Source organism: Acinetobacter sp. V91_7 (genome assembly GCF_031799075.1).
GTDB classification, from domain to species: domain Bacteria; phylum Pseudomonadota; class Gammaproteobacteria; order Pseudomonadales; family Moraxellaceae; genus Acinetobacter; species Acinetobacter calcoaceticus.
On record NZ_JAVQNT010000039.1, the window covers coordinates 1 to 11,962 of the forward strand.

General features: G+C 37.0%; 13 protein-coding genes. 9 read left to right on the top strand and 4 right to left on the bottom strand.

The window, feature by feature from the left end; translation table 11 throughout:
- From RMB03_RS12515 to RMB03_RS12540, 6 genes are all read left to right on the top strand, one after another.
- Nucleotides 1–1,151: fimbria/pilus outer membrane usher protein (locus RMB03_RS12515; RefSeq protein ID WP_311076443.1), on the top strand; the 1,151-nt coding region annotated here is incomplete at its 5' end.
- Nucleotides 1,142–2,161 carry a spore coat U domain-containing protein gene (locus RMB03_RS12520; protein WP_311076445.1) on the top strand — a complete coding sequence of 340 codons (1,020 nt, stop codon included), beginning with the start codon at nucleotides 1,142–1,144 and terminating at the stop codon, nucleotides 2,159–2,161. The genes RMB03_RS12515 and RMB03_RS12520, both read left to right, overlap by 10 nt.
- A 228-nt stretch (nucleotides 2,162–2,389) precedes the next feature.
- On the top strand, nucleotides 2,390–3,076 hold the full coding sequence (locus tag RMB03_RS12525) for a glutathione S-transferase family protein (protein WP_311076447.1): 687 nt from the start codon (nucleotides 2,390–2,392) through the stop codon (nucleotides 3,074–3,076).
- 7 nt (nucleotides 3,077–3,083) lie between these two features.
- Entirely contained in the window at nucleotides 3,084–3,845 is a 762-nt protein-coding gene (locus RMB03_RS12530) for an SDR family NAD(P)-dependent oxidoreductase (protein ID WP_311076449.1), read from the top strand.
- Nucleotides 3,846–3,854: 9 nt separating this feature from the next.
- The gene (locus tag RMB03_RS12535; protein ID WP_311076452.1) at nucleotides 3,855–4,538 is read left to right on the top strand and encodes an SDR family NAD(P)-dependent oxidoreductase; all 684 of its coding nucleotides are present in this window, start codon (nucleotides 3,855–3,857) and stop codon (nucleotides 4,536–4,538) included.
- 77 nt (nucleotides 4,539–4,615) lie between these two features.
- Nucleotides 4,616–5,173 (top strand): chorismate mutase, encoded by a 558-nt coding sequence (locus RMB03_RS12540; RefSeq protein ID WP_311076454.1) that lies wholly within the window; start codon nucleotides 4,616–4,618, stop codon nucleotides 5,171–5,173.
- A gap of 160 nt (nucleotides 5,174–5,333) precedes the next feature.
- Here RMB03_RS12540 and RMB03_RS12545 read toward each other — a convergent pair whose 3' ends face one another.
- From RMB03_RS12545 to RMB03_RS12560, 4 genes are all read right to left on the bottom strand, one after another.
- The gene (locus tag RMB03_RS12545) at nucleotides 5,334–6,215 is read right to left on the bottom strand and encodes a CopD family protein (RefSeq protein ID WP_311076456.1); all 882 of its coding nucleotides are present in this window, start codon (nucleotides 6,213–6,215) and stop codon (nucleotides 5,334–5,336) included.
- Nucleotides 6,216–6,285: 70 nt separating this feature from the next.
- Nucleotides 6,286–6,657 (bottom strand): copper resistance protein CopC, encoded by a 372-nt coding sequence (locus RMB03_RS12550; RefSeq protein ID WP_311076458.1) that lies wholly within the window; start codon nucleotides 6,655–6,657, stop codon nucleotides 6,286–6,288.
- 253 nt (nucleotides 6,658–6,910) lie between these two features.
- Nucleotides 6,911–8,287: a heavy metal sensor histidine kinase gene (locus RMB03_RS12555; protein ID WP_311076460.1), complete on the bottom strand. Its 1,377-nt coding sequence runs from the start codon at nucleotides 8,285–8,287 to the stop codon at nucleotides 6,911–6,913.
- A complete protein-coding gene (locus RMB03_RS12560) occupies nucleotides 8,280–8,960 on the bottom strand; it encodes a heavy metal response regulator transcription factor (RefSeq protein WP_056480886.1) in 681 nt (226 codons plus the stop codon). The genes RMB03_RS12555 and RMB03_RS12560 overlap by 8 nt, the downstream gene beginning before the upstream one ends.
- Before the next feature lie 151 nt (nucleotides 8,961–9,111).
- Between RMB03_RS12560 and RMB03_RS12565 the strand changes: the two genes are divergently transcribed.
- The 3 genes from RMB03_RS12565 to RMB03_RS12575 all read left to right on the top strand — a co-directional run bounded on the left by RMB03_RS12565 (nucleotide 9,112) and on the right by RMB03_RS12575 (nucleotide 11,893).
- Complete coding sequence (locus RMB03_RS12565) at nucleotides 9,112–9,423, top strand: hypothetical protein (RefSeq protein ID WP_017392135.1); 312 nt, start codon at nucleotides 9,112–9,114, stop codon at nucleotides 9,421–9,423.
- A gap of 292 nt (nucleotides 9,424–9,715) precedes the next feature.
- The gene (locus RMB03_RS12570) at nucleotides 9,716–10,729 is read left to right on the top strand and encodes a hypothetical protein (RefSeq protein ID WP_311076463.1); all 1,014 of its coding nucleotides are present in this window, start codon (nucleotides 9,716–9,718) and stop codon (nucleotides 10,727–10,729) included.
- A 612-nt stretch (nucleotides 10,730–11,341) separates the two neighbouring features.
- The gene (locus tag RMB03_RS12575; protein WP_311076465.1) at nucleotides 11,342–11,893 is read left to right on the top strand and encodes a helix-turn-helix domain-containing protein; all 552 of its coding nucleotides are present in this window, start codon (nucleotides 11,342–11,344) and stop codon (nucleotides 11,891–11,893) included.
- The last annotated feature ends 69 nt before the right edge of the window (nucleotides 11,894–11,962 follow it).

Sequence of the window (11,962 nt, forward strand, 5' to 3'; positions counted from 1 at the left end):
GGATTAGTAAGAATATTTCGTTTAATACCAGTTACCGCAAAGTATTCGATAACTATTTTGACCTTGCCCGTGTGTCCCAAATTCGATATTTAAAAGATAATCAAACCGATGCTGAACCCAAAAATTATTTGAGCTACAGTGCACTGGCAGATGAGATTTTTAGGGCGGGGATGAGCTATAACTTTTACGAAGGGTATAGCGCCTATCTGGGATATAACCAGATCAAATATAGCGACAACTCTTATAAATTACTCTCTACAAACCTAAGTGGGAGTCTGAACAAAAACTGGGGCTTTTATGCCTCAGCGTATAAAGATTATGAAAATCACAAAGACTATGGCATTTACTTTGCGCTGCGTTACACACCGTCTACCCGAGTGAATGCGATTACAAGTGTATCTAGTGATGCTGGCAGGCTGAGTTACCGTCAAGAAATATTCGGTTTATCAGAACCACAAATCGGTTCATTTGGATGGGGAGGCTACGTTGAGCACGATCAGGATGCCAATCAAAACAATGCATCTATCTATGCATCTTACCGTGCCCGTGCTGCTTATCTGACAGGTCGATATAACAAAATAGGAGAGAACGATCAGGTTGCACTTTCAGCAACAGGATCGTTGGTTGCGGCAGCTGGGCGGATTTTTGCGGCCAATGAAATTGGAGATGGCTATGCAGTTGTGACCAATGCTGGGCCACAAAGCCAAATTATAAATGGCGGAATCAACTTGGGCGTAACTGATAGTTCTGGAAGATTTCTGATTCCAAGTCTTATGCCATATAAAGAGAACCATATTTATTTAGATCCATCGTATCTTCCTTTGAATTGGAGCGTGAAGTCTACAGATCAGAAAACAGTTGTAGGTTATCGCCAAGGTGGTCTTATTGACTTTGGTGCTCATCAGGTCATTTCTGGATTAGTCAAACTTGTTGACCAGAATAATTCACCTTTATTACCGGGTTATACGGTTCGAATTAATGGGCAACAAGATGGGGTAGTTGGCTACGACGGTGAAGTATTTATTCAAAACCTAATAAAACAAAACAAGCTTGAAGTCGATCTTCTGGATCATGGTTCATGCCAAGTTGACTTCACTTATAACAGTAATCAGTACTCAACTAAGAAATTGGGACCTTATGTATGTCATTAAATATTATGAATAAGGCTCAAATAGAGAGCTATAAGAAATTTTCATTGGCTTTAAAATACTTTATAGGCATTTGCTTATTTTATCTCGTTTATGCTTTTTTTAGTCCAGCACATGCTGCTTGTACAGTAAGCGGAACTACTAATAGTACTTTTACCTACACGGCAGCAAATATTAATAGTGATGCAACTGTAAACCTTTCAGGCACAATTACTTGCACGAATTTAGGACTTCCCCAAATTTCTAATTTCATGTGTATGAAAACCGTATTTACAGGAGCAACCACTGCGAATAATAGTGTGACTTTACCATATACGGTCACTGCAACTGTAGGTGGAGCTGGGTCTTCTACCACCAACCAAACCTCCAATGTGTGGTATGGTCCAGTAGCAACAGTGGCATCAAATAATATTGTGAGTTACTCGGTAAATGTGAAAGTTCCAGCTCGAACGGGGTCACTCATTGCATATCCTAAAGGAACATATACGGCTTCGGTTCGGTTGTATTGGGATATGGATCTTTTGGGTTTATCATGCGGTGATTTAATTGGTGGCTGGGATTCAGGTGATGTATTACTAACAGCAAACTTTGTGGTACCAAGTATGTGTCAATTAAACTCAACCTCAACTGTAGATTTCAGCAATATTAATGATATTAGTACCACTAGTCGTGATTACACAGCGCAAGGAGCTGTAAATTCGACCTGTAATTATGGAACACCATATAGCATTTATTTAGGCGATGGCAATAACCGTATTCCTGGCGGATTTAGGCGTATGACCAATGGTAATAATGAATATATTCCCTATCAGTTATATAAAGACTCTAACTATAGTACGGTGTGGGATGCCACAGGTGGCGTAACCAATGTTGGGGGAGCCGGTGGAGTGTCTGGTACGGGAACAGGTAGCGCTCAAAGTACACCTGTCTATGGGAAAATTCCACAAGGTACTTCCATCGCAAGTACACCAGGAAACTATTCTGATAGTGTTGTGGTTACAGTGACTTATTAATTTATCAAATATACGCGGTTCTATGTTAGTCGCATGGTTCCGCGTAATTTTAATTTTATTCATTAAAATTGGCTGAGCATAAAACGATATAAATCAAATGATTTTAGTTTTTTGAAACTTATTCGTCATCAAAAACAGTTTGACTTAAAAATACATACTGTATATTTATTGGTTAGTTCTAAAAAAGAACTGGTAAGCAAAACAGGCAATTAAAATAAAGGTGAACAAATGTCGGATATTATTTTGCATCAATGGGAAATTTCGCCATTTTGTCAGAAAGTTTCAAGAATTTTGAAATTTAAAGGAATTTCATTTGAAACAGTTAACTATAACGGTATTTTGGGAGCTAAAGTTCCTTTATTGAGTAAAGTGGGCAAGGTGCCTGTAATTGACCATAATGGTCAGCGTATTCAAGATAGTACTCGAATTGCTCGTTATCTGGATGAAACCTATCCAGATACGCCTCGGCTCTATCCAGAAGATCCAAATCAAAAGGCACTTTCAGAGTTATGGGAAGACTGGGCAGATGAGTCTCTCTATTTTTATGAAGTCTATTTACGCGTAAATGATCCAGAAGCCCTAGATGAAGCAATTCGTATTAGCAGTATTGGTCGCCCATCTTATGAGAAGCCAATGGTAAAAGGATTTATTTTAGCCGAATTGAAAACACAGCTTTTCTTTCAGGGTTTAGGCCGAATGAAAGCTGAGCATGTTGAAGAAGAGTTCAGAAGACACTTAGGCCGCATTGAACAAGTTTTATCACAAAGTGAGTGGTTGGTTGGAGACTCACAAACAATTGCAGACATTGCTGTTGTTGCCCAACTAGGTGAAGTGATTCGCACAAGCAAAAAATTTGGTAAAGAAATTTTGGATCGTCCGTCTATTGCATTATGGTATAAAAAACAAACAGGGTGAAACGATTATGACATTAGCAACACCAGATAAAATATTAGATTGTGTAGTTGTTATTGGCGTTGGGGCATCACAAGGTATTGGTGCAGCTGTGTGCCATCGTTTTGCAAAAGAAGGCTTAAAAGTTTATGTCGCTGGGCGTACTTTCCAAAAAATTGAAGCAGTGGCTGCCGAAATCCATTCGAAAGGCGGTGACGCTGTTGCGTTTCGTTTAGATGCAGAAGATGTAAAGCAAGTACAGGCCTTGTTTGACACAATCACCAGTCAAAATGAACGCATTACTGCTGTAATTCATAATGTGGGAGGGAATATTCCCTCAATTTTTTTACGCAGCCCGCTATCGTTTTTTACTCAAATGTGGCAATCCACTTTTCTATCGGCGTATTTAGTTTCTCAAAGCTGTCTAAAAATCTTTAAAGATCAAAACTACGGTACGCTTATTTTTACTGGGGCGAGTGCTTCTTTGCGCGGGAAACCTTTTTTTGCAGCTTTTACGATGGGTAAATCTGCCTTGCGAGCTTATGCACTCAATCTAGCTCAAATCTATAAATCACAAGGCATACATATTGCTCATGTGATTATTGATGGAATGGTCGATGGCGATAGAGTGAATAAAGCATTATTTGGCCTAGGGCGTTTAGCCCGTCTTACGCGTGGCACGGGTGGACTCAATATTGACGCAATTGCAGAAAACTATTGGATGCTTTACCAACAAATGCCTGAGCTTTGGACACATGAGTTGGATTTACGCCCTTATCAAGAAAAATTTTGAGAGACTAAAATGCTAAAAAAAATATGTCAGAGATTTCAAAAAAAGCAGGGCTGTGTTGTCGTTGCTGGTCATGACTTACACTTGATCGAGCGTGACTTTGTAATCTTAGATAAAAATGCACATTCTCCATTATATCTTTATCAGGTTGTGCATGATTCAGCCATGCAGAATATACAAGTGCATTCTATAAATGATGGTGTGACAGCAGTTCATTTGAACTTGGTGAATGCAGATCATTTAAAAAGCTTGTTGAGTTATATTTCCAGTCACAGACATACAATTGAACTGTGTGTGTTTCAGCCGAACTTTTCATCTTCACCAAATATTGAGGCTTTATCTTTAGAAGAGATTGAACACCATTGGCAGACCACAGGTTTAAGTGCAGTGAGTGTAGCGCAAGCTGTGATTAAGCCTATGCTAAAACAGCAACGGGGCACAGTTATTTTTCTTGGAGCGCCATTTAGCAACTCGACTCATTATGATGTATTAAGCCAAAGCATGTTCGCGGGCATTCGTGCTTTAGCGCAGTCATTGGCAAGGGAGTTTCAACCTAAAGGCATTCATATCACCTATTGTATGGTTGAGAAATGGGATGGACAAAACCAGCACTTTACCTCATCTCTTAAGCAAGTATGCCAGCACATCTATCAACAACCTGATTCGGCATGGAGCCAAGAACTTAGCCTATCTTGAAATTTTACTTTTGCATGTTGTTAAAATACAGTACTGATCTGGAATGATGACAAAACAATAATTTCGATAGGTATTACATGGCAAAAATTAAGCGTGCTCAGCAAGCTATTAAAGCGGTTTGTACGTTGGTAGTTTTCATGGGCTTTTCTTCATTAGCGCAAGCATATCAATATGATCAAACTGCCCGTTTAATTAACGAGCGCTTATCTTATATGAAGGATGTAGCGGGTTATAAAGCAGAGCAGCATTTGCCGATTGAAGATTTAACTCAAGAAAAGAAAGTTCTCGATCAATCTGTTTCCGAAGCTGAATCTTTTGGTTTAAATAGCGAAACAGTGAAGCCATTTATTGTGACTCAAATGAATGTTGCTAAGGCAATTCAGTACAGATATCGAGCAGACTGGTTATCGAGTTCGGAAGCCAATTGGAAGCCCCAAGATTTAGCAGAAGTACGTTTAAAAATTAGTACGCTAAACACGGAGCTTCTAAAAAATATTGCCTATGAACTTAAGAAAAATAATAACAAAGCACCTCATAGCTGTGGCTACATGTGGTCTGTTCAGCATCCTCAACTTAAAGAGGCCGACAAAAAAGCCTTATGTATGACACTAAATAAAATTAAGTTAAAACAATAGGTTTTTTAAACCGATGCATATAACTTGCTGATTCAAGCCAAATTAAATCAGCAATTTCTTCAAGCTTAAATTTTTTGAAGAGTAGTTGGATGAGTGCGGAAATACTTTAAGTTGTAAACGCTTTTAGCTAAAAAGCGTTTTCTGGAATTTTTATTAATCTCTATTCAATACCAATAACAGTCGTAATGTAGCTCGTTGTTAAAAGGATGGCTAGGCCTAATGACATTTCAAATAAAATGGCGCAACCCAACTGGTTTGCAAATTTTGAGTGTTGTAAACGAGGAGTGAAATACCATTTGTTAAAGGCTGCTAGCAATAAAATACATAGCACAAAGAGTAGTTTTATAATCAATCCATGCCCATAAGGGGTATTGACCAGCGTATTGAAATCTTTAAGCAATAGCAGGGCAATAGTAACACCACAGACAAGTAAAACTCCAACAATAAAGGCTGCAATTTTTCCAAACAGATGCATACGTTCTTTTAACGGTAGGCCATGAATTATTCTGCTCGTTTTCCATAAGGGATAGAGTGAACCCATCCATAAAGACATTGCAAGTACATGTGTTGATAGTAAGATTTGCGCAAATAAGGATAAATTCGTGACATGACCTAATTGAGAAAAACTGAAAACAATGGGTATTAATAGTAGAGCGAAAATTGATCCTTCAAATTTAGAAATCTGACTATTTCCACTGCTTAATTTTACGAGCATAAAGAGTAATAAAAGCAGAAAGCTGATTGATCGAATGATGTAGACGTGACCAATCGTCGTATTAATGAGTAGATTTATATAGTTACTATCCCACATACCTGATAGGCCAGTATTGGCAAAACTTCCGATGAGAATGAAGAAGCCTAAAGTACTTGAGACAAGCCCCAACCCTGCACCAACAGTGATGTATTTGATAATAATTTTTTTAATTTCTACATAGTGTCCAAGCAAGAAATAACAGAAGGCACCTCCAATAACAAATGCGGCTCCCAAATATAAAAAAGCTTTAACAAGCCAAGTCGCATATATCCAAGTTTCAGGCACCATATTCTTCTCTCTATACAATATGCCAGCTCATTGCTGGCATGGACTAGCGATACTTTTTTATTTTTCTGGTTTATTTAATAGTGAAAGTATATTCGCCACTCATGTTGTGACCATCAGAGCCCATAGTGGTCCACACTACGGTATATTTTCCTTTTTTTAGCTTTGGCACAGCGACTTCAAATGATTTTTTTAAATCATGACTCACTTGGTAATTTAAAGGAATGTCTGTACGTTGAGCATCAAGCAACTTAATGTTCATTAACATGACTTCGCCGCCAAAATTAAGCGTTATATTTTTAGGTTGACTCACTACCGAAGCATTAATACCGGGGTTTGCGCTAACTAGGCTGACATGTGCAAATACGTTTGAAGCAGCAACCATCATAGTTGCTCCTACTAGAACATTCCGTAGAGCGGTCATTTTGTTGTGAAAAAGCTTCATGTTTTCATCCTCGTAAAATGAATATTTGACTAAGTAATGACTGAATTAAAATAAAGGATGTACTTTATTAGTCACACTCTTTGTATGCCTATTATTCAAGATAGAGAGAAACGCGTTGATGACTCCAAAATTACATTTTTGTCATTTTAAAAAATTGAGAATTTATCAGTACCAAAGACTTTTTCTATTTTGATAATATTTTACTGTTAGATCAATTTAACTAATAAATGAGTATGAGAGATCAGGAATACACTTAATTTTGAAAGATGATTTTAAAAGTAATATGCCCATTCTCATAGTTCGCCTGAATAGTAGCTCCATGTACATCAAGAATAGATTTGGTAATTGCTAATCCTAACCCCGTGCCTTCTTCAACTCGTTGTCTCGACGCATCTGTACGGTAAAAACGATCAAATAATCGAGTGAGTTGTTCTTGAGATAAGGGGGAGCTTTCATTTTCAATGGTTAGTTCAGTTGTATCACTATTCTGTTGGCATTTAATTTTGATGATCGAATCTGATTTACCATATTTGATTGCATTTGATAAAAGATTGCTAAGCGCTCGGCGTAACATTGAAGGATCACCCTCGACATAACCTTGGCCAGTTTGTTTTAGTGACATGCCTTTTTCAGCAGCAATCGCATCATAAAAATCAAATAATGCCGAGACTTCTTTGACCAAATTTACTTGTTGTAAGTTTGCTCTATGTAAGCCATGTTCTGCTTTGGCAAGAAAGAGCATATCGGACACCATTCTGGCTAAACGTTCAAACTCTTCCAAGTTGGAAAATAGAATTTCCTGATAGGTAGTGATATCTCGACTACGCGATAGACAAACTTGGGTTTGAGTCATCAAGTTGTTAATCGGTGTTCTAATTTCATGGGCAAGATCAGATGAAAAATCTGAGAGTTTTCCTACGGCTGTTTCTAGTCGATCTAACATATCGTTAAATGCGATAGCTAACGATTTCAGTTCAGTTGGTGTGTTGTCGACTTCTAAACGCTCGGAAAGATGCTGAGCTGAAATGCCTTCTGCAACCTTTGCCATGTTTTGAACTGGACGGAGCCCACGCCAAGCAGCAAACCACCCCAAGAGCATCAAACAAATTGTACCGATAATACCGATATATAAGAGCTGACGTCTAAAATCGTTTAAGAAATGTAGGTGCTCAGATGTATCAATACCCACAATAATTTGAGCTGATGGAATAGCGCTATTTTGATCGAAAGACTTTTTATAAATTAAGCCATGATAGATTTTATTTTGGACTTTCCATTCAAGCCACGGACCATGTTTAGATTTTACTAATGTTTTACTCTTAAGCGCTGTTGGCGATGAGCTAAAAATAATTTGACCGCTCGGGCGCTCTATTTGCACGATCAGGTCGTGATGTCCAACTAAGGCATCTTTTAAATATAAGTTTAATTCAGAAGGCTTGTGATGATTTTGCTCAAGTAGGTTTTCTACAAGTTGAATTTTACCTTCTAATTGAGTTCTATCTTGAGTTTCAAAATGATGCATGACGAGTTGGTGAATGACCAATCCCATAATCATTAAGATAATAACTGTAGAAAAAGAAAAAAGAATTGCAATACGAAAGCTGATCGCATTAAACAGTTTATTAGGCATCTTCAACCTCTAACACATAGCCCATTCCTCGTATGTTCTGGATCAGCTTAGGGCTGAAGTTACTATCTATTTTATTTCTTAAACGTTTAATAGCGACTTCTACAACATTGGTATCACTATCAAAATTCATATCCCATATTTGAGAGGCAATGAGGGTACGAGGTAAGATTTCTCCACGTCTACGCATGAATAATTCCATCAATGCAAACTCTTTAGCTGTTAAGTCAATACGTTGACCCGCTCGAGTGACACGACGCTTACGAAGATCAAGCTCAAGATCGGCAATTGTAATAATATTACTATCTTCTTTTTGTTGCCCACGACGGAGTAGGCTTTTTATTCTGGCAAGCAGCTCAGCAAAAGCAAAAGGTTTTACCAGATAATCATCGGCCCCGAGTTCTAGACCTTTAACTCTGTCTTCAATTTGATCACGGGCTGAAAGAAAAAGAATGGGCATGGTTTTGCCGCTTTTTCGGATATCGTTAATGATGTTCCAACCATCTAACTTCGGTAACATCACATCCAGAATAATCAAGTCATATTCTTCTACAAGCGCTTGATGTTTACCTGATAATCCATCAGTCACCCAATCGGTAATATATCCAGCTTCAGATAAACCTTGTTTAAGGTAATCACCTGTTTTTATTTCATCTTCAACCAATAAGATTCTCATTTATAAAAAATCTCATATTATTCACTGGGAATATAATAACGTTATAAACACATGATTCGGCGTAGATTACAAAAATGTCATTTTCAGGTCACCTGGATGTCCGTTGGAAGCCTATAGGGTATTTAGATAAAGTTAATTTTTGGATCTAAAAATGAAAACTCTATTTCGCCGTAGTTTAACAACGCTTATGTGTGTTGGTGCTTTAATCACTGGAACCCAGTCTTGGGCAGAAGATGCAAAACAAACAACGGCTGCGAATGCGGAAATTAAGCCAAATTCTAAAGCACAAGAAAAATGCACAAAACCTTGTAGCATGAAGAATGATGGAAAAATGCAGCAAGACCATACGCAGCATGAGCATGGCAATATGGCAGATATGTCTCAAATGGATCACTCTAAAATGAGTGAAATGGACCATTCACAGATGATGAATATGGATCACTCTAAAATGATGAATAAATAAAAAAGTAAAGAGCACTGTTTTAGTAAGTATCGTTAAAAAGTGCTCTTTGCGGATCTTATAAGTCCCTTGATCTTTTTTATTAATTTAAAATAAATAACACTTTTACATTTAAAGTACTTTTATTGCATAACACTAAGCAATGTGCTAGTTATTAAGCCAATATAAATCAATTTTCTTATAATATTTCTTCCTAATTTATCTTAATATAAAGAATAGATACGACTTACACCTTTTGTGAATCTTGAAAATTATAAATGAATAAAGAATTGAATTTGTTATCAGGAGAGGTTTTATGAAAAAAGCTTCCTCAATATCTTTTCTTCTTAAGAAGAGGTATTTACTGATACTTTTGTTAGTTGCAATCTTTAGTTATGGCAAATATCACAATTACAAAGAAAAGATTTTATTTAGAGAATATTATTTACATCCACCATTGTATACAGAGATTTGGCCATCTGAATTTGACTCTAATGGAGTCATATTAGATATTCCAGCAAACTATCTTATGGATGCAACTGCTATTTCTGAATCTTCACGAAAGAAAGATCTGGAATTCAGAGAAAAGCAACGATATGAGAGTGGCAAAGCCTTATGTGATAAATTCCAATGTACTGAACTTTTTCAAGTTCTTTTACCTGATTACAAAGGTAAAACATTAGAGAATTTACATATTTTTAATCCTGAATCAATAAGAGCTGAGTATGAAATACCTAAGGACTGGCAAGAGTTTCATAAGTATGTAATTTGGTTTTCCTTAAATAGCTGGATATATAAGAACATAAATGCTAGTGCCGCAGAAATTAAAATGGGTATAAATTTAAGTTCAGTGTTTCATCCGAAGAAGTATTTTGAAACGCCAAAATTAATTAAATATATACAAACTAAACCAGCTCTAGAATTAGGCTTAACAGAAGTGGTATCACTAGATCCTAATTTACCAGGCGGGTTCTATAAAGTTCTTGTTTATAAGGATTGGCGAAAGAAATATCCTGATGATGTAACAGAGGATTATAATCATTATAAGATTTACTTTAAAAAAGACGCTGATGGAAATATAGTCTCTTATATTAGTTGTAGTACTTTTGCTCGAACTTATTTATTAAGTAAACCAGATCCTGAACAGGCTATTCTAGAGGACTATGCTAAACCAAATCAGCAATACTATTGTAGTCATACTTTTAATGTGAAGGGACTGCCGATGAGTATTACCGCACATTACAGTGATATGCATCTAGCTGATTGGCAGAATATAGAAAATAATTTAACTCTGCTTATACAGTCATTTCATGTAAAAGAGACTAAGTAAGTTTCAATATTTAAAGCTCTTGTTATTTAAAGAGCTTTTTTTATATCTAATGTTTTGATTCTTTCTTTTTGAACATTGACACCTAAAACCTCTCCGATTATCCTTTGCCTGCTGGCCACATTGCCAGTCGGTTTTAGCAGACCGTTTTCATCTAGGACATCAAAAGAGCAATTTTTTGGTGTCGAACTCGTTCGTCTCCCTTCGTAGCGGTAGGACGGAGGAGGGACGCCCTCGGGCGTGCCGGTTCCTAGATGACTGGTCTGCTAACCCTTCTTCGTTCTGCCACCATAATCATTTAGCAGTGATTTGGCAGAACTTCTATTTCATCTAGGAGTCCGCTCATGCGTACTAATTCTTCTTATTTCTTGGCCTTTGCCAAACTCCCTCTACCGATACCATTCAACTGGCATTTAAAGCGGTTTAATCGACTCTAGGTTTTCTACACCTTTAGATCATTACGACTAAAAAATCATAGCAACAATAAAACCTGAGATAGGTGAACACACCACTTTTGTGTCGTTTTCGCATGCCTGTTTTTAGCGCTCATTTTAAGAGCGCCGGTATTTCTATCTCACTTATATACAACAAAAATTTATTTTAAACGGTATATCTATGCCAAATTTAGAAGCTTCATTTAGAGCACTACAAGTGCTCCACGCGGCAAAAGATTTATTTAATCAACATGGGTTTCACGTCGGTATCGACCGAATTATTAGTGAAGCCAAAATTCCAAAAGCCACCTTTTATAATTACTTTCACTCTAAAGAAAAACTGGTTGAGATGTCTCTGACTTTTCAAAAGGACGCATTAAAACATGAGGTGTTTTCTATTATTCATTCATACCAAGAACTTATGGTGTTCGATAAGTTAAAGAAAATCTACTTCTTACATGCGAACTTAGATGGCTTTTATCGGTTGCCATTTAAAGCGATTTTTGAAATTGAAAAGCTCTATCCAGCGGCCTATAAACTCGTCATTGACTACCGAAATTGGTTCATTAACGAAATTTATAAGCTACTTTTAACCATAAAAGTTACCGCTACACTTGAAGATGCTTACATGTTTTTATTTGTTATTGATGGAGCAATGGTTCAGCTTTTAAGTGCAAATAAGATCGATGAAAGAGATAAGTTATTAGAATATTTTATGTCGATGCTCGTTTAAATTGGCTAAGACTTTAATGTTTAAAGAAAAGCCCTCCGAAGAGGGCTTTTTGTTCAATTTGATTTAGCT

Bases quoted from the DNA above. Each gene is read 5' to 3' on its own strand.
- RMB03_RS12575 (WP_311076465.1), top strand. From the start codon at position 11,342: ATGCCAAATTTAGAAGCTTCATTTAGAGCACTACAAGTGCTCCACGCG.
- RMB03_RS12565 (WP_017392135.1), top strand. From the start codon at position 9,112: ATGAAAACTCTATTTCGCCGTAGTTTAACAACGCTTATGTGTGTTGGT.
- RMB03_RS12530 (WP_311076449.1), top strand. From the start codon at position 3,084: ATGACATTAGCAACACCAGATAAAATATTAGATTGTGTAGTTGTTATT.
- RMB03_RS12525 (WP_311076447.1), top strand. From the start codon at position 2,390: ATGTCGGATATTATTTTGCATCAATGGGAAATTTCGCCATTTTGTCAG.
- RMB03_RS12560 (WP_056480886.1), bottom strand. From the start codon at position 8,960: ATGAGAATCTTATTGGTTGAAGATGAAATAAAAACAGGTGATTACCTT.
- RMB03_RS12520 (WP_311076445.1), top strand. From the start codon at position 1,142: ATGTCATTAAATATTATGAATAAGGCTCAAATAGAGAGCTATAAGAAA.
- RMB03_RS12570 (WP_311076463.1), top strand. From the start codon at position 9,716: ATGAAAAAAGCTTCCTCAATATCTTTTCTTCTTAAGAAGAGGTATTTA.
- RMB03_RS12555 (WP_311076460.1), bottom strand. From the start codon at position 8,287: ATGCCTAATAAACTGTTTAATGCGATCAGCTTTCGTATTGCAATTCTT.
- RMB03_RS12550 (WP_311076458.1), bottom strand. From the start codon at position 6,657: ATGAAGCTTTTTCACAACAAAATGACCGCTCTACGGAATGTTCTAGTA.
- RMB03_RS12545 (WP_311076456.1), bottom strand. From the start codon at position 6,215: ATGGTGCCTGAAACTTGGATATATGCGACTTGGCTTGTTAAAGCTTTT.
- RMB03_RS12540 (WP_311076454.1), top strand. From the start codon at position 4,616: ATGGCAAAAATTAAGCGTGCTCAGCAAGCTATTAAAGCGGTTTGTACG.
- RMB03_RS12535 (WP_311076452.1), top strand. From the start codon at position 3,855: ATGCTAAAAAAAATATGTCAGAGATTTCAAAAAAAGCAGGGCTGTGTT.